Source organism: Psychrobacillus sp. FSL K6-1464, assembly GCF_038003145.1.
Lineage (GTDB): Bacteria > Bacillota > Bacilli > Bacillales_A > Planococcaceae > Psychrobacillus > Psychrobacillus psychrotolerans.
Genome location: NZ_JBBOOP010000001.1, coordinates 543,496 through 561,056 on the forward strand (window position 1 = coordinate 543,496; position 17,561 = coordinate 561,056).

The following is a 17,561-nucleotide window of genomic DNA, read 5'->3' on the forward strand; positions in this document are numbered from 1 at the left end:
TTTAGATATTTAGTGCATAAAAAAACACATGGATTAGAAAACCCATGTGTTCATAGTTATTTTTTTAAATCTTCTTTTGAAAGCTCAGCTAACTCGAAATAATAATCACCAATTACACGAAGCCCTTGGTCGAAATTTTCTAAATGGAAATGCTCGTTAGGTGCATGGAAGTTTTCTGAAGATAATCCGAAGCCCATTAATACGACTGGAAGTCCAAGAATTTCATCAAATGCAGCTACAATTGGAATAGATCCTCCGCCACGAGTATATGCTGTAGGAACGTTATACACTTTTTCATAACTACGCCCAGCTGCTTGAATAGCAGGGTGGTCGAAAGGAGTGATGAACGGCTTACCTTTATCGAATTCTGTAAGGGTAACAGCAACTCCAACTGGCTTGTTTTTTTCAATATGTGCTCTTAATTTAGCAATAATTTCATCTGGATCTTGATCAGGCACTAGGCGGCAAGTTATTTTTGCCCCAGCTTCACTTGGAAGAACTGTTTTAATACCTTCACCCGAGAAACCTCCGAAGACACCGTTAATCTCTAAAGTAGGTCGTGCCCACACTCGTTCTAAATGAGTGAAGCCTTTTTCACCGAATAATTCATCGACACCAACTTCGGCCTTCAAATCATCTTCATTGAAGCCAAGGGAAGCATAAGCTTCTCTTTCTTCATCAGCTAAAGGACGAACATTGTCATAGAAACCTTCTACTTCAATCGTTCCTTCTGCATCACGGAAAGATTCCAAGATAGAAACTAGTGCGTGGATGGAGTTTTGAACACCGCCACCATAGAGACCAGAGTGAAGATCGCCTTTTGCACCTTTGACATCAATTTGAACGCCACATAACCCACGTAACCCGTAGCACACTGCTGGTTGACCAGGGCCTTGCATACCCGTATCAGATATGACAATAACGTCTGCTGAAAGTTTTGCTTTATTATTTTCAATATATTCTTCAAGATTAGGGCTACCAACCTCTTCTTCACCTTCTATTAAAAACTTAACATTTACTGGTAAGGATTTATTTGTTTGAAGAAGTGCTTCAATAGCTTTTACATGCATAAATACTTGTCCTTTATCATCACTTGACCCACGAGCATATAATTTATTGTCTCTCACTTGTGGTTCAAATGGTTCGCTATCCCATAAGTGAAGTGGATCTACTGGTTGAACATCATAATGTCCGTATATAAGCATAGTAGGTTTACCTTCTGCATGTAACCAATCAGCATAGACGACGGGATGGCCACTAGTTTTATCGACTACCACATTGTCTAAACCTGCTTTAGTTAGAGAATCCGCAAGCCACTCAGCACCTTTTTGCATATCAGCTTTATGTTCAGATAAAGAAGAAATACTTGGAATACTTAAAAATTGTTTCAGTTCTTCTAAATGTTCTTCTCTTTTCTCTGTGAAATAATGGTCTAATGTAGTTAGTTGACTCATTACAATCCCTCTTTTCAAAAAGTTTCGTGAATAGAAATAGTATAGCATAATTTATCATTATACTCGGTATAATTAGTCATGATCGATATTAGTTTTGTGACAACTAAAATCACAATATGATATAGTAGTAAGAAACATATGAACGTATTTAATACTCACAGGAGGCAACAATTTTGTACATAGAATTTGTACTTTTTGCTATTTCAATACTTGTATCGCTTTTTCTATCAGGTAGTGAAACGGCGTTAATGACAGTTAATAGGACGAAGGTCCAGCTAAGAGCAGAACAAGGAGACAAAGAATCGGAGAAACTACTTGCACTGCTATCAAAGCCGGACCGTATGATCATTACTATCTTAGTAGGGAATACAATAGCCAATATAAGTATGGCTGTCATTTTAATATTAATCGCAGAACACTTTGCATGGCATATTGGCTGGTCAATCGCGATATTAACCGTCTTTATTATTTTATTTTGTGAAGTACTTCCTAAAACAATTGCCGCAACATTTTCGGATCGGGTTGTATATGTGGTGTCACCACTGATACGTTTCCTTGTTATCCTTTTGCGTCCAATTACCGCGTTTATAGCTGAAATAACGAATCTATTTATTCGCATTGGTTCAAAAGGAGCAATAACAGAGACGACAATTACGAAAGAAGAGTTACTGTCGATGGTTGATCTTGCTTCAACCGACGGAACTTTTGAAGACGACGAATCAGAACGTATTAAAGGAATGCTGGATTTTCCAAATAAGGACGTTTCTGATGTTTTATCTACTCATAGAACAGAAGTAGTTGGTATTCCTATGGAAGCTACATATGAAGATGTTCGAGATACCATCTTGGAGCATCATTATACTAGGTATCCTGTGTATGACGATAGCTTAGATACTATTGTTGGTATGTTTTACTCGAAAAAGTTTATCGAATGGTCTATGGATACTTCTGTAGGGATTGATACATTTATCGATAAAGATCCATTATTTGTCGTACAAACTTTAAGTGTGGAGAAAGTATTTAAATTGATGCTGACTCGCAAAAAACATATGGCTGTTGTTTTAGATGAATATGGCGGAACACTTGGTATCGTCACGCATGAAGATTTAATAGAAGAAATGATAGGGCAAGAAATTGAAGATGAAACAGATAATGACGAAGAAATTCTTGTGCATGAGATGACAGAAAGCCGTTTAGTCTGTGCAGGTAGAATGGAAATTGAAGAAGTCAATTCGCTATTCAACATTTCAATTGTGAATGAAAACGAAACGATAGGTGGCTTTGTCTTAGATCAGTTAGGCCATGTGCCAGAAGAGAATGAACAATTCGCCTATGAAAATCTAATGGTCGAGATCAATGAAATGGATCGTAGTCGCATAGTTAAATTGACTATTACAAAAAGAGAAGAAGTAACTGAACTGGAGACCGAAAAACAAGAGGATTAATCGCCTCTTGTTTTTTTTGGCGTTAAATAGAAAAGGTCTTTTTTTTTCATGAAAAAGAGGACTTACCCTATTGAAAAGCGAATAGCTTTATTATATAGGGGGCGATAAGCATGAAATTAGGAGAAGCTCTAATAGTCCGATCAGATTACCAAAAGCGGATTGAACAGTTGAGAAATAGATTACTTCAAAATGCTAAAATACAAGAAGGGGAAACCCCGAACGAGGATCCTTATGAATTAACAAAAGAACTGAATCAAATATTTAGTAACTTAAAACAGCTTATAAAAAATATAAATCGGACCAATTTACTGACTACTTTTGGTGAGCAACAATCTCTTGCCGATGCCTTAACGGAACGAGACTTACTTGGTCAAGAAGGGAAGATATACAGTGCTTTACTGGATGTTGCTGCCATGCAACACGAAAGATACTCTAGAACCGAGATTAAATCTATCACAACAATCAATGTAAAAGATACGCAGAAATATGTGGATGAACTATCCCGAAAACATCGAATGTTGGATACTAAAATACAAGAAATTAATTGGCTTACTAATGTAATCGAATAGTCGAAAGTTGGTAGCGAAATGTTAAGGCGAGTACAAACCTTCCGACAGGTCAAGTCGGACTTACCGGCAGAGGTTTCGGGGTAACCTCGAGGTTCAACTCCTCATAATACAAGTTACACCCAGTACTGTCACACAAGTACAAGTAATCTGGAACAATTAACTACCGCGTACTGATTTTCATTTCGTGAGGGTGGATAAGGGGAACTTTTATAAGTTATGACTTTCATATGGCTCTTTGACTGCAGTTGAACTAGAGGAACTCTAGTTTTTCTACAGTCTTTTTCTGAGTTAACTAGTATTGGTTGAAGACGATTATGTAAAAAAGAGTGGAACAAAAGTAGAGTAGGGCCATGGATAGTTATTATCCTCCTAAATTTTGGCTTACACCTTTGTAATTCTTCTGAAAGAGAATACGATGGAGGGTAAGGTTAAAGTTTGGCATTATAGAGTTAACAAGAAAGAAAAGCCGAGCGGAGGAAATAACATGCAGGTTCAATTAGAAGAAATTTACGAGCAATATAACCGTTACATATATTATTTATCATTGAAATTAACAAAAAATCAAACAGAAGCAGAAGACTTAATGCAAGAAGTTTGGGTAAAAGTCGTAAGATACGAATCTTATATGAAAGAAGTAGATCATGTCAAAGCATGGTTAACTACCATTTGTATGAATACATTTCGTGATCGCTATCGCAAACAAGTTAGACGTAGTAAATATGTAGCCAATCAGCCAGAACAATTGGATATTTCATTGCTGGACTTAATAGCAGCGGATGTTCTATCCGTTGAAGAGCAATTAGAAAAAGAAGATGTTGGTGAAATGATTCGATCTAAAGTAAGCGAATTGGATAGCATCTACCAAAAAACAGTTATGTATTTCTATGTACATCAATTTTCATTAATCGAAATTGCTGAAGTAATGAAAGTGTCCATTGGCACAGTAAAATCTAGACTATTCCGTGCTAAACAGCGTTTAAAGGAACTAATCATGAATGATGAATTTGCAAAAGATTCATTAGTACTTGCATAGAAAGTAAGAGCCTTCCACTTTGGAAGGCTCAGACTGTAGACAAACTTAATTTTAGATGTATAGAGTTGAATATTAAACTTGGCAATGCCCACCACTTCGCTTTCCGTGGGCTTGGCTTCAGCCTCCTTGCGGGGTCTTCAGCTCAAGCTATGATATGAACCCCAAAAGTTGTACTCTTATTATGCCGCTTTTTCATAGTTTAAGCGATACTCAATGGGGCTCATCCCATTGAGTTTTTGTTTGATGCGTAGTGTATTGTAATATTCAATATAGGTTTCTATTTCTTGCGTCGCTTCTTCTAAAGAGCGAAATGAATTTCGATAGATACATTCATTTTTTAAAATAACAAATGAAACCTTCCATTAAGGCATTATCTAAACAGTTTCCTTTGCGTGACATACTTTGTGACATGTTATAAGGTTTTATCAACTGTTGAAAACGCGGGATTTGATACAGCCAGCCTTGATCCGAATGGATCAATACTTGATCTTGAAGAGATAAATTTGCCCGTTTGATCGCATTTCCAAAAGAATCTTGTATTAGTCCAAAGTTCGGGTTTTGTGTAATAGAATAACCGACAATCTCCCGGTTAAACACATCTAAAAAGGCGGATAAATAAAGTTTATTGCCGGCTACTTTAAATTCTGTTACATCTGTTAGCCATACTTGATTTGGTTTTTCTGTCTCGAAATGACGATTGATTTTATTATTCGCAATCTGACCAACCTCGCCACGGTACGAACGATATTTCTTTGCCTTTTGAACACCATGTAAACCAAGGTCATTCATTAAGCGGCGTACCGTTTTATGATTAATAAAAAATCCTTCTTTGCGTAAGGCTAAAACAATTCGGCGATACCCGTACAACTCTTTGTGTTGGTAGAATATACGTTCAATCGCTTCTTTTATCGTTGCGTATTTATCTGCCTTCTCTAAGTTCTTCTTATGATAATAGTAAGTTGCTTTTTTTACTTCAGAAACATGTAATAAAATTTGTAGAGGAAATTCATGCCTTAATTCATCAATCACTCTTACTTTCTCTTTGGTTGGGACTTCTTTTTTTCTTGAACTAAGGCATCTAACTTTTTTAAATAAGCATTCTCTGCTCTTAAGTATTCAAGCTCTTCTTGTAATTTTTCGATGTCTGTCATACCTTGTTTCGGCTGCTTTTTCTTCATATCACGACGCTCCCTTTTCAAATAATAGAGCGTCCATTCCTCTTCTGACATGTATTGATGCATCCACTTCCAGATGGTTGCACGACTGGGAATGTTAAAACGACCAGCTACTTTTGAATAAGGTTCAGCTGTCTCTATCATATGTTGTATTACGTGTATTTTAAAAGATTCCTCATAACCTTTACAAGCAGGAGCCATTAATCCTTCCATTCCATGAAATCGATAGATTTCTATCCAACTACTAATAACCATCTTATCGACACCCAGGTCGCGTGCGATTTTTCTTAATGACATTCCTTTCTCAAAAAAGGCATCAATTACTTCTGCTTTTTTTATGTTCATAACGTGCACCCCCAAGTTAGTTTTAAGTCCAACATTTTGGGTGCACATCACTATTCCCACAGGAGTCTTCGTGGTGGACCTTGCCTTATAAACAGTTCCAATAGAGTATTCAATATCTTACTTTTAATAGGATGAATAAAACCCTTAAACCCTTATGAATATTTATTACTATTCATATCCATTTATAAAAATACCTTTGTCGTCAAACTGAGCCTTCCACTTTGGAAGGCTTTTTTTAAACAATGTGCATAGGCTAAACATATTTTTTAGAATGAATAATACTACTGGTTTTCGTTTCAACGCCTTTCATGTTTCGAAGCTAGAGTAGCGATGCGGAATCAGGTGGAAGCCAGTATACTTTCTCTAGTTATCCAAAATTGTACTTACCTAGGGTTGAAGAAGGCGTAGGAGAGACAAACGCCACAAAAATACTGAAAAAAGGATGCTGTTGGTTGTGATCGATGTCACAACCAACAGCATCCTAAAAAATGTACTCGGTAATAATATAGCAAAACGCTACTCTTTAATAACTTCTTTACCAGTAGAGAACCATTCTTCCACGTTCCATACTTTTGTAACAAGCCCCTCATAAAATTCAGGTTCATGGCTTACTAGCACAATTGTCCCTTTGAATTCTTTCATAGCTCGTTTTAATTCTTCTTTCGCATGAATATCCAGATGGTTGGTCGGCTCATCAAAGATTAACCAGTTTGTTTCTTCCATCATTAATTTACATAGACGAACTTTAGCTTGCTCGCCTCCGCTTAAACTTGAAAGGGGACGAGAGATATGATCGCTTTTTAGTCCAGTACGAGCTAAAGCACCACGTACCTGTGCTTGTCCCATGCTTGGGTATGTTTCCCAAATAGCTTCAATCGGTGTGATATCTCCAGCTTTTACTTCCTGTTCGAAATAACAAGGGGTTAAAAAGTCGCCACGTGTTACTTTTCCGTTTAAAGGAGGTATTTTTCCAAGAATTGTTTTAAGCAAAGTCGATTTACCGACTCCGTTCATTCCGACTAAGGCAATTTTTTCGCCACGCTCAATGGAAAAAGTCAATGGAGGTAGTAAAGCCTTGTCGTAACCGATTTCCAAATGCTCTGCTTCTACAACATAGCGACTAGGGCTACGAGATTCCTTGAAACTAAACTCTGGTTTGGCTGCCGTTTCCGGGCGGTCGATTCGTTCTATTCGATCCAGTTGTTTCTGACGAGATTTTGCTCGTCCAGTCGTAGAGTATCGTGCTTTGTTTTTGGCGATAAAATCTTCTTGTTTTTTAATGAAATCCTGCTGCTTTTCATAAGCATCAATATGCTGTCTTTTGTTTAGTTCAGCAAGCTCTAAGAATTTCTCATAAGATGCGGTGTATCTTGTCAGTTTCGAAAATTCTAGCTGGAAGATAACGCCTACGATACCATTCATAAATTCAGTATCATGGGATATCAATAAAAATGCGTGTGGATAGTTTTTTAAATAATTGGAAAGCCAGTTTACATGCTCTTCATCTAAATAGTTGGTAGGCTCATCCAATAGCAAAACTTTAGGTTTTTCTAATAATAGCTTAGCAAGTAAAACCTTTGTACGCTGACCACCAGAAAGTGCTTCGACTGGTCGATCTAAACCAACAGCATCTAACCCAAGACCTCTAGCAACCTCTTCTATCTTCATATCTAACGAATAAAAGTCACCAGCATCTAAAGCATCTTGAATGTCCGCCATTTGCTCTAATAACACTTCAAGCTCCTCGGGAGTAGCTTCTGCCATTTTTCCAATAATTTCGTTTAACTCTGCTTCTTTTTTATAAAGCGGTAAATAAGCATCGCGTAGTGTATCAAACATTGTACGTCCTGGTTGTAGACGAGTATGCTGATCTAAGTATCCGTAATGGGTACCTGGCAGCCATTCTACACGTCCTTCGTCATGAATGATTTCACCTGTTAATATATTCATTAATGTTGACTTTCCAACACCATTGGCACCTACAAGTCCAACATGCTCACCCTCGACTAAGCGAAATGAAACATCCTTAAATAGGGTACGATCTCCGAATGTATGTCCTAAATTTTCTACTAATAAGCTCATGTATCTATTTCCTCCAAAAAGAAAGCTCTGCGGATTATAATAATTCCGCGAGCTGTTTGTTTAGTTCTGCAAGTTTTTCTTCCATTGTTGCTAGTCTACGTTCAGCATTTTCAACTTGAGTAGGATGGCCATTTGACTCTAATTTTTCCATATCACCTTGCAAGTTAATATAGTCCAATTTTAGCTCAGCAATTTCTGATTGTAGCTGTGATTTTGTCATCATCGATCACCTTCAGTATTTTGCATTCATTGTAGCATAAAAAAGGACCTAGCGTACGATTTCTTGTTCCTCTTTCGAACTTGCAATGGTTTGTTCAATCAGTTTGACTAATTCTACTAAGTTATTACTAAAATCAAACCGTTTCTGCTTTTGTATAAAGGCGTTTCTTCTATTATCATGAAGGATAATTTCCATCACCGCATTTTGAAGGTAAGATTGTTTTATCTTTCTACCAAGTCCTAGGTTTGCGAAGCCATGTCCTTCCTGAGGGAATGCGTAGTTAACTTCATCTTCGTGTGCACAAAGAACGATGCAAGGAATTTGAAATTGGGCTACTAGGAATGGCATATATGTTCCGGAAGTTATTACTATATCACCGTTTGGGAGGAATGTTTCAGGTTCTGACGTAGAGACAATTTTTATCGATTTGCGTGTAAGTGCAAATCGTTTCAGTTCGAGTATATCATGCTTGTAATGTTCGTCCACTAATACGCTAATCTGAAGTGGAATATGAAGTTGTACAAGATGTCTTAAAGTTCGGTAAGTTAAATTTTCGGGATCTTCATGCGGAAAACTTACGATAATATGCGGGGGATCCTGTATCGTGTTATTATTTTTATAGACCGTTTTTTTGGTTGGAATATAGCCAAGCGGACCAAATACATATTGCTCTTTCGTTAAGTCCTTCGGATTTTCATACAATGATTGAATGACAAGATCAGCCAATGTCCCACCATCTCCATGGTCGTCCAAATGAATAAGCGTACTATTGAACATTTTTAAACGACGGATAAGATCCTTTTCCGAATTTCCACCATCATGCATAATACAAGTAGGATCAAAAACTTTCATTTCCTCGATTAGGTGTGAATTATTTCTATACAAAAGAGGTTGCATTTGCTGTTTTTTTAAATATTGAATGAGGCTTGTATTAGAGTTATGCACAAAAATTTCGAAGTTAGTTGGTTTTAATGAAGAAAGTAATGCTACTGCACGATCAGCAGGATAAAGTCCTCGATGTGGCAGTGTATTTAATATATAAGCTAGTTTCATATTACATCTTCCTTTCCAATAGTTATCTTTTAAGTGTATGGAAATGGACAGGTGCTTATGACAAAAGGGGGGAAGTAAAATGGCTAAAAGAGTGGCTATAGTAGTAGGTGCTACTGGTTTTACTGGAAAATTCTTAGTAAAACAACTATGTGAAAGTGAAGAATATGCTGCAGTATCAGTAATAGTAAGAAGAGATTTTGCTTATAAGCATGCCAAACTTGATGTTCAGGTTAAGGATTTTGATAAATTAGAAGAAAACGATTTAGATATTGCAGACGATCTATTTTGCTGTCTAGGTACCACGATGAAAAAAGCTAAGTCAAAAGAAAATTTTGAACGAGTAGATTTAGAATATCCATTAAGAATTGCTTCGTTAGCCAAAAAACGTGGGATTCCAAATTTTCACGTTATCTCGGCGATAGGCTCCAGTAAAAAGTCGCCTTTTTTCTATAGTCAAGTGAAGGGCAGAATGGAGGAGGGGTTATTAGCAATAGACCTACCGTATCTGTTCATTTATAGACCTTCTTTGCTTACTGGAAATCGAGGAGAATTTCGTTTAGGGGAGCGCCTATCAGAAGGTGTTTTCAAACTTTTAAATCCTATTTTAATAGGGCCGTTTAAAAGACTTCGCTCTATTCAAGGGGAACAGCTGGCTTTTGCTATGTACCATTATGCATTACATAATACCAAGAATAGTGTAAACGTCTATAAACCACTGGACATTTTAAATGCCAAGCCATTTGAGACAGTGGAAGTAGAGCCCATTTCACGGGAAGAGTTGTTTAATTGGGATAATCGAGAGGATATTTTTGTTGATAAAGATACTTCGAAAGATTAAGCTTTCTGAAAAAAATTAAAATGTCCGAAAGCGTCATAACCTCTCCGTCAAAAGGATGAACTTTGATAAATTGGATCTCATTTTACAATTTTAGCGCCTTTTTTTGATACAATAAAGGACGAATAAGGAGGTTTTTGTAAGATGAAAATTCTACTCGTAGACGGAACGGTAATTGGTACGAAAACTGGTGTCATCTTAGAACAAGTGAAGGACTATATAGAAGAAGTCAATTCAGATTACACTTTAGAAATTATTCACCTTTCAAATTATGAGCATCAGTTTGTAGATGGACGTCCCTTTGAAAACTACAATGATGATATGAAACTATTGGTGAGTAAATTTGACCAAGCAGATGGTTTCATTATCGCATCACCTATTTTCCAAGGTTCTATACCAGGAGTGCTGAAAAATACCTTTGATTTTCTTCACCCCAAATCCATGCGCTATAAACCAGTATCAATCGTTGCCAATGGTGGAACATACCAACATCATCTTGTCATAGAAAATCAGCTCAAACCAATTTTAGATTATTTTAGATGCCTAGTAACACCTAATTATGTTTACACACATAAAAGTCATTTTGATGAAAACAATGTCATTATCGATAATGATGTACATGATCGTTTAAGAGAGCTTGCTCGTGTATTTGTTCAATACGCAGAAATGAGCAAAAACCTTTCTAAGGAACCGATGGATGTCCACTAAAAATGTAAGATGTCTCTGTAAATAGAGATGTCTTTTTTTATGGCCATTATTTATCCTTCAACAAAAATTATATTCAAATGAACTTTATTGGCTTTGTGATGTCTAATATATATAGCAGACAAGGGGGTGACTGAGTGGAGACAATTGAAATTGCTAGGAAAGCCATTAAAGGGGATGACGAGGCTTTCTTACAGATAATGCAATTATATAAAGATACATTATATCGAACAGCTTATGCATTTTTAAAGAATGAACATGATGCACTGGAAGCAATGCAGGAAGTAACCTTTCGAGCATATCAAAAAATACATACATTGAAAGAACCCACCTTTATGAAAACATGGTTAGTAAGAATTATGATGAACTATTGCCAGGATCAGTTGAAGAAAAAGAAAAGGGATAGTCCAAGTGAAATCCTACAGACGATAGGATATAAGGAAGATACTACCTACCTAGAAATGAACGAAGCAATTGCATCCCTATCAACTGCTGACCAACAGTTAATATTCCTGAAATATTTTCAAAATACTAAAATTAAAGAAATTGCAAAACTAGAAAGAATCCCAGAGGGAACTGTTAAGTCGAGGCTTCATAAAGCACTTAAGTCACTTAGAAATTTCCTATCAGAGAAGGGAGATGCTGGCCATGTATGAAAAAGAAGAAGACATGTTAGACATAACAAAAAAGAAGCTAGAGCAAGTGGTTGTACCTGAGCAACTCGTAAATACTGCAATTCAACTGGGAATAATACAAGCGAAAGCTAAAAGAAGAAAACGCAATAAAACACTATGGGCTTTTTCTGTTGCAGCAATTCTGATACTAACCTTAGTGACATCCATTCGTGTATCACCAGCATTTGCTAGTGCAATTTCAACAATACCGGGAATGGAGAGTTTCGTGCATCTCCTTCATTTGGACAAAGGAATGAAAGCAATCGTCGAGAATGATTATTATGAGGCCATTGGTATTGCTCAAGTTAAAGATAATATAACTTTTACAGTAGATGGAATTATTATTGATGAAACAGGAGCGGAAGTTTTTTATACATTAGAAGCTCCGCACTCACTAGAGAATATAGATTATGAGAATATCAAGTTTTTAAATAATAGTCAGGAGCTATTAGCAGCGATCAGTTATGATCCACCAGACCAAGAAACTGGAAATAGAAAAGAAGGTACATTTAGTTTTGTTTTTAGTGATATAAAACAATTATCAAGTATGAATTTTGAACTTCAATTGGAAGCAGAACAAGCTAATAAGACAACGGTTTTTAAGGTGCCATTTACACTAAAAAAAGAAATTAAGTCAGGGAAAATATATACATTAAATAAAACTGTTGAGATGGATGGTCAACGAATTGAAGTTAAGAAGATAAAGGTATACCCATTAAGAGTAGCCCTTGTTTTAAAATTTGATGAAGAAAATGATATGAAAATATTGCAGTTTGAGGATATGCGATTAGAGGATGAAAACGGAGAAGTATGGAGTTCCATTCAAAATGGTATAACTAGCTTCGGTGAAAATGAAAATAAAGAAAATACGTATTTTTTAGAAAGTAACTATTTTAAGGAGCCAAAAGAGCTGTATTTAAAATTTGAAACGGTGCAAGCACTCCTTAAAGAGGAAAGCTATTTACTCGTAGACTTTGCAAAAAAGGAAATCATTGAACAGCCATCCGATAGAAAAATGGAAATATTAAATGTTGGTAGTAATACAATTGAACTGAAATATAGACCTATAATAGAGAATCATATGTATTCTCTATTTTCTCAAGGGGAAAATGCTAAAGGTGAGATAATTGATATACCACGCGAAAGCAATTGGGGAGACCAAGATGAACAATTTACAGAAGTAACTATAGATGCAAAAGGCATTATTAACCCAGTTAAAATAGAGTTCGTTGCATATCCCAATTACTTAAATGGGTCTGTTTCGCTCCAAGTAAAATAGGTGGTTGGATATAGAGATTAGATAGGTAATAATAACAGGTGAAGAAAACATGCTTTTTCTTCACCTGTTTATTAGTTATTTATTAAGAAAGTTTGTTCAAATTCTTCGAGAGAAACAGGCTTAGAGAAATAGTAACCTTGAAAATATGTAAGACCAAGGCTATTCAAGTAATCGACCTGCTCTTTTGTTTCTACACCCTCTGCAAGAACATCGCATTTTAATCCTTTGGCAAGATTCATAAATGTATGCAATATGAGCTCCGCATTAGTTTCTTTACCGATTTTATCGACAAAATACTTATCGATTTTCAATTTATCGATTGGAAAATCGACAAGATCTGCTAACTTAGAATACCCAGTTCCAAAATCGTCTAAGGATAAGCGGATTCCATATTTTCGACAAAAGGCAATATTACTTAATATATTTTGGTCGGTGTCTAAATTAGCATTCTCAGTAATTTCGATATCTACCATCTGTGGTGGAATATTATAAAACTGAATAAAGTGAATTAAATCATTAAAAAATTGCCTGTTTCCAAGTAGCTTCGGAGTAATATTAATAGCTACTGGCTTATTAAAACCATAGTCCTGGATCCATTTAGAAACTTTGGAAAACACCTCGCAGATCAAATACTTTGTGAGTTCCTCTATTCTTCCACTATTATCAGCAATTCCAATAAACTCTGGAGGAGTAATATAGCCGTACTTCGGATGAATCCAACGAGTGAGCACCTCTACGCCGATTACTTCATTATTTGTAGAATCGAATTGAGGTTGCACAACAAAGTGAATCGCAGTATCTTTTAGATTCCCGTGTAACTCATTTTCAATATGGACCTTACGTTCTATCTCCTCAATCATCGAGTATTCAAAGAAACTGAAGTTATTAATATTTCGTTTTTTGGAAGTATACATAGCAACATTAGCGTAACGAAATAGTAAGTCGGTATTGGACGCATCCTGAGGAAATCTAGAAATTCCAATGCTTAGACTTAACGGAATAGACGGTACTGATTTGGATTCAGAAATTTCTTGGAAGTCTTGAACCAATTTATTTGCAATAATACTTAACTTTTCTTTATCTACTTCATCTGTGAAAATAACAAACTCATCGCCACCCACTCGGGAGACTACCTTATCTACTTTGATGGTTTGGTTAAAAAAATTAGCCATTTCCACAAGAATTGAATCCCCGCGTGTATGTCCATACATATCATTTATCAATTTAAAGCCATCTAAATCTATATAAAAAAATGAAAAAGGCTCACCATTTTTTATTTTACGCTGTAGCAGGTCATAGGTCATTCTACGATTAGGTAAATGTGTTAAAAAGTCAAAATAAGCTAAGTTCCTTAAATCTTTTTCAATATTTTTTCTTTCGGCTATATGATGGAAAAAAACAGACAAACCACCTTCTGCTATCGGATAAGCTTTAACCTCGAACCAAGTAGGTATTGATGGGATGAAAATTTCTTGTTGTCGAGTTTCCTGTTCTAACATTACTTGTTGAAGAAAAGGGAAAAATTCTGTCTCTAACAAAGAAGGGCTTTCGGAACTTTTATAGTTAAAGCTTGGAAGTACTTGGCTAAGTAGGGTTTTTCCATACTCATTTATGTATGTAATATTCCAACTTTTATCGACTGAAAAGAAAGCATCTGTCATACTTTCTAAAATATTCTTCATCTCTGAGACTACTTCTTGCTTATATGCTGAGTAAATAATAATTGCACCCACTCGATTGGAAGAGAGGGTCAATTTGTACGTACGAAATAAATAGTAATACTGCTTTTGTTCTATAGAAACTGTAAACTTCTTTTGAAATTCATCTGTATCTCCACGCAGTATTTGTTGAATAGAATCCAATTGCTCGTAATTCTGTGTTGACTCTAATAAGTCCGTGAAGTTTGAGTTCTTAACAATTAGAGGAACAAATTCATTCACTGTTTCAATCTTTTTCCACGCACTATTCATGTTTATTATGTTGCCAGTATCGTCCAGTACAATGATTAAATCTTCTGAGGCATTTAATATTGTATTTTTTAAGGGGACAGCTATATCCAACTATTTCACCTCATAAGTTCAGTGTTATTATGTCAATAATACCACCTATCGGATAAAAAAGGGTGAGAAAATAGTAATGTAAATGTAAAAAAATGATGTAATTATGATTATATTGGAGTAATAGTTGAAAAGTATGTGGAAATAATAGATAGAAAAAACTATACATCAGATCCTAGTTAGGAAATGATGTATAGTTTTATATTATTTTAAATTTAATTTTTTTAATGCTTCTGCTAGTGCTGTATTTACAGGTTCTTCTTCTTGGTTTTGTTTCTTTAAATACTTTTGTACATCGCGTTTATCCACTTTACCACCTGAATTTTTTTTCCGGCGTTCGAAAGCAGATAATTTTTCTCGGAATCCACATTTACATGTGAAGATCTGACCATCACCCTCACCGCGCAATTCCAGTTTTTTCTTACATTGTGGACAACGGGCATTAGTAACTCTTGCGACGTTTTTGCGATGGCCGCATTCACGATCTTGACATACAAGCATTTTCCCTTTTTTTCCGTTCACTTCAAGCATAGGTTTGCCACAATCAGGACAGCTTTTTGTGGATATATTATCATGCTTGAATTTTTTATCACTATTTTTGATATTGCTAACAATTGTTTTCGTATAAGTTTTCATTTCATTAATAAATACGTTTTTACTCAATTTCCCTTTTGCAATTGCATCCAATTTTTGCTCCCATTCAGCTGTAAGGGCAGGTGTTTTTAGATCTTCTGGAACTAATTCAAGTAATTGTTTCCCTTTAGAAGTTAAGTAAATATCCTTTCCTTTTTTCTCCATAAGGAATGAATTGAACAGTTTTTCAATAATATCTGCCCTTGTAGCAACTGTTCCTAATCCACCTGTTTTATCCAGTGTTTTAGCTAGTTCCTTATCCTGTGTACCCATATACTTTGCCGGATTTTCCATAGCTGTAAGTAAAGAACCTTCATTGAACCTTGCCGGCGCTTTCGTTTGTCCTGATGTTTCAGTAACTAATTTCACGGAAAGTTTATCGCCTTTGTTTATGCTAGGAAGTAGTTGTTCTTTCATGTCTTCAGTATTTTCTTCCTCATCAAAACGATTTTCATATACTTCCTTCCAACCTGACGAAAGAATCGTTTTTCCTTTTGCTACAAATAATTCATCGCCAATAGACGCTTTGACCGTAATTTGCTCATATTCAAAAGGAGGATAAAGTACTGCTATAAAACGTTTAATCACTAAGTCATAAATTTTGCGTTCTTTATCTGTAAAGTTAGACTGCATTACTGTTTCTTCTGTTGGAATAATAGCGTGGTGATCTGAAACCTTACTATCATCTACAAATGCTTTGGTTGCTTTTATAGGCTTTTGTAATACTTTGTTAGCAAATGGTCTATATTGCCCAATGCCAGATGACTTTAGACGTTCTGGTAATGTCTCTACAATATCAGTAGAAATATATCTTGAATCCGTACGAGGATACGTTAGCACTTTATGTCGCTCATACAAAGTTTGCATAATACCAAGTGTTTCTTTCGCTGAATATCCAAATATTTTGTTGGCATCTCGTTGGAGCTCAGTTAAGTCATATAGTTGAGGCGCAAAGCTTTTCTTATGTTTTTTATCGACCTCTACGATGGTTCCCTGTTTGTTGTCCACTTTAGAAACAATTTGTTCTACTTTTTCTTTAGTGAAAGTACGAGAGTCATTTGTTTGTTTGTCCACCCAAGTAAGCTTTAACTTTTGATCTGTATGTGCTTCCACACCGTAATATGTTTTCGGTTTAAAGTTTCTTATTTCGTTTTCTCTTTGAGCAATAATCGCGACAGTTGGAGTCTGCACACGTCCACATGAAAGTTGTGCATTGAATTTACTTGTAAGTGCGCGAGTTGCATTTAACCCGATATACCAATCTGCCTCAGACCTTGCAACAGCTGCGTGATATAAATTTTCATAAGCTTTACCTGGTTTTAAATTTTGAAAACCATCTTTAATAGCTTTATCCGTTACAGATGAAATCCAAAGTCGTTGAACAGGTTTTTTAACCTTAGCTTTTTCAATAATCCATCTCGCTACTAATTCACCTTCACGACCAGCATCGGTTGCAATGATAATATCACTGACATCCGTACGAACTAACTGACTTTTGACCGCATTATATTGTTTGCTTGTTTGTTTAATAACGACTAGCTTCAAATCATTTGGGAGCATTGGTAAATCATCCAAATTCCACGTTTTATATTTAACATCATAAGTTTCAGGATCTGCTAATGTTACTAAATGTCCCAATGCCCAAGTAACGATATACTTGTCACCTTCTAAATAACCGTTTCCTTTTTTGTGACACTTAAGGACATTTGCAATGTCTCTAGCTACAGAGGGCTTCTCTGCTATTACTACACTTTTCTTCATTTTATAACTTCCCTTCGAACTACCATTAAAATTTAATATATCATATAGTAAGGGCTTTTGCAGTGGCGGACGCCCTTAGTCAACCTGGTAGTTAGCGACTTAAATTAGATGTTCAGATTGCGTAAAAAGCAGTTTTGGCTCTTTTATGAATTTTATAAGACATTTTAAAAATTACGGATAAGTATAAAAGACCTAAAAAATTAAAAATTTTATAAAAAACTATTTGAGTCTTTATGCATGT

General features: G+C 35.7%; 16 protein-coding genes. 7 read left to right on the forward strand and 9 right to left on the reverse strand.

The features are described from left to right. Nucleotides 1-56: 56 nt before the first annotated feature. Nucleotides 57-1,454, reverse strand: coding sequence for a dipeptidase (locus tag MKX39_RS02685; protein WP_340768180.1), 1,398 nt, complete (start codon nt 1,452-1,454; stop codon nt 57-59). A 173-nt stretch (nt 1,455-1,627) separates the two neighbouring features. Between MKX39_RS02685 and MKX39_RS02690 the strand changes: the two genes are divergently transcribed. The 3 genes from MKX39_RS02690 to MKX39_RS02700 all read left to right on the forward strand — a co-directional run bounded on the left by MKX39_RS02690 (nt 1,628) and on the right by MKX39_RS02700 (nt 4,501). Further along, the gene (locus MKX39_RS02690) at nt 1,628-2,899 is read left to right on the forward strand and encodes a hemolysin family protein (RefSeq protein WP_340768181.1); all 1,272 of its coding nucleotides are present in this window, start codon (nt 1,628-1,630) and stop codon (nt 2,897-2,899) included. Nucleotides 2,900-3,009: 110 nt separating this feature from the next. Then, nucleotides 3,010-3,468 carry a DIP1984 family protein gene (locus MKX39_RS02695; RefSeq protein ID WP_340768182.1) on the forward strand — a complete coding sequence of 153 codons (459 nt, stop codon included), beginning with the start codon at nt 3,010-3,012 and terminating at the stop codon, nt 3,466-3,468. Nucleotides 3,469-3,952: 484 nt separating this feature from the next. Next, nucleotides 3,953-4,501, forward strand: coding sequence for an RNA polymerase sigma factor (locus MKX39_RS02700; protein ID WP_093535899.1), 549 nt, complete (start codon nt 3,953-3,955; stop codon nt 4,499-4,501). A gap of 179 nt (nt 4,502-4,680) precedes the next feature. Here MKX39_RS02700 and MKX39_RS22305 read toward each other — a convergent pair whose 3' ends face one another. From MKX39_RS22305 to MKX39_RS02725, 6 genes are all read right to left on the reverse strand, one after another. Next, entirely contained in the window at nt 4,681-4,845 is a 165-nt protein-coding gene (locus MKX39_RS22305) for an IS3 family transposase (RefSeq protein ID WP_445678042.1), read from the reverse strand. After that, nucleotides 4,832-5,617, reverse strand: coding sequence for an IS3 family transposase (locus tag MKX39_RS02705; protein WP_340771318.1), 786 nt, complete (start codon nt 5,615-5,617; stop codon nt 4,832-4,834). The genes MKX39_RS22305 and MKX39_RS02705 overlap by 14 nt, the downstream gene beginning before the upstream one ends. Beyond that, a complete protein-coding gene (locus MKX39_RS02710; protein ID WP_340768183.1) occupies nt 5,533-6,021 on the reverse strand; it encodes a hypothetical protein in 489 nt (162 codons plus the stop codon). The genes MKX39_RS02705 and MKX39_RS02710 overlap by 85 nt, the downstream gene beginning before the upstream one ends. A gap of 516 nt (nt 6,022-6,537) precedes the next feature. Further along, nucleotides 6,538-8,103: an ABC-F family ATP-binding cassette domain-containing protein gene (locus tag MKX39_RS02715; protein ID WP_093535897.1), complete on the reverse strand. Its 1,566-nt coding sequence runs from the start codon at nt 8,101-8,103 to the stop codon at nt 6,538-6,540. Between the two features lie 34 nt (nt 8,104-8,137). After that, entirely contained in the window at nt 8,138-8,326 is a 189-nt protein-coding gene (locus MKX39_RS02720; RefSeq protein ID WP_175496208.1) for an SE1832 family protein, read from the reverse strand. Between the two features lie 45 nt (nt 8,327-8,371). Beyond that, complete coding sequence (locus MKX39_RS02725) at nt 8,372-9,376, reverse strand: hypothetical protein (protein WP_340768185.1); 1,005 nt, start codon at nt 9,374-9,376, stop codon at nt 8,372-8,374. Nucleotides 9,377-9,455: 79 nt separating this feature from the next. Between MKX39_RS02725 and MKX39_RS02730 the strand changes: the two genes are divergently transcribed. The 4 genes from MKX39_RS02730 (at nt 9,456) to MKX39_RS02745 (ending at nt 12,869) form a co-directional block, all read left to right on the forward strand. Then, on the forward strand, nt 9,456-10,214 hold the full coding sequence (locus tag MKX39_RS02730) for an NAD(P)H-binding protein (protein WP_340768186.1): 759 nt from the start codon (nt 9,456-9,458) through the stop codon (nt 10,212-10,214). 141 nt (nt 10,215-10,355) lie between these two features. After that, nucleotides 10,356-10,919: an NADPH-dependent FMN reductase gene (locus MKX39_RS02735; protein ID WP_340768188.1), complete on the forward strand. Its 564-nt coding sequence runs from the start codon at nt 10,356-10,358 to the stop codon at nt 10,917-10,919. A gap of 134 nt (nt 10,920-11,053) precedes the next feature. Further along, nucleotides 11,054-11,572 (forward strand): sigma-70 family RNA polymerase sigma factor, encoded by a 519-nt coding sequence (locus MKX39_RS02740; RefSeq protein WP_340768189.1) that lies wholly within the window; start codon nt 11,054-11,056, stop codon nt 11,570-11,572. Then, complete coding sequence (locus MKX39_RS02745; protein WP_340768190.1) at nt 11,565-12,869, forward strand: DUF4179 domain-containing protein; 1,305 nt, start codon at nt 11,565-11,567, stop codon at nt 12,867-12,869. The genes MKX39_RS02740 and MKX39_RS02745 overlap by 8 nt, the downstream gene beginning before the upstream one ends. A 71-nt stretch (nt 12,870-12,940) precedes the next feature. Here MKX39_RS02745 and MKX39_RS02750 read toward each other — a convergent pair whose 3' ends face one another. After that, nucleotides 12,941-14,929 (reverse strand): bifunctional diguanylate cyclase/phosphodiesterase, encoded by a 1,989-nt coding sequence (locus MKX39_RS02750; RefSeq protein WP_340768191.1) that lies wholly within the window; start codon nt 14,927-14,929, stop codon nt 12,941-12,943. A gap of 201 nt (nt 14,930-15,130) precedes the next feature. After that, complete coding sequence (locus MKX39_RS02755) at nt 15,131-17,320, reverse strand: DNA topoisomerase III (protein ID WP_340768192.1); 2,190 nt, start codon at nt 17,318-17,320, stop codon at nt 15,131-15,133. Nucleotides 17,321-17,561 lie beyond the last annotated feature (241 nt).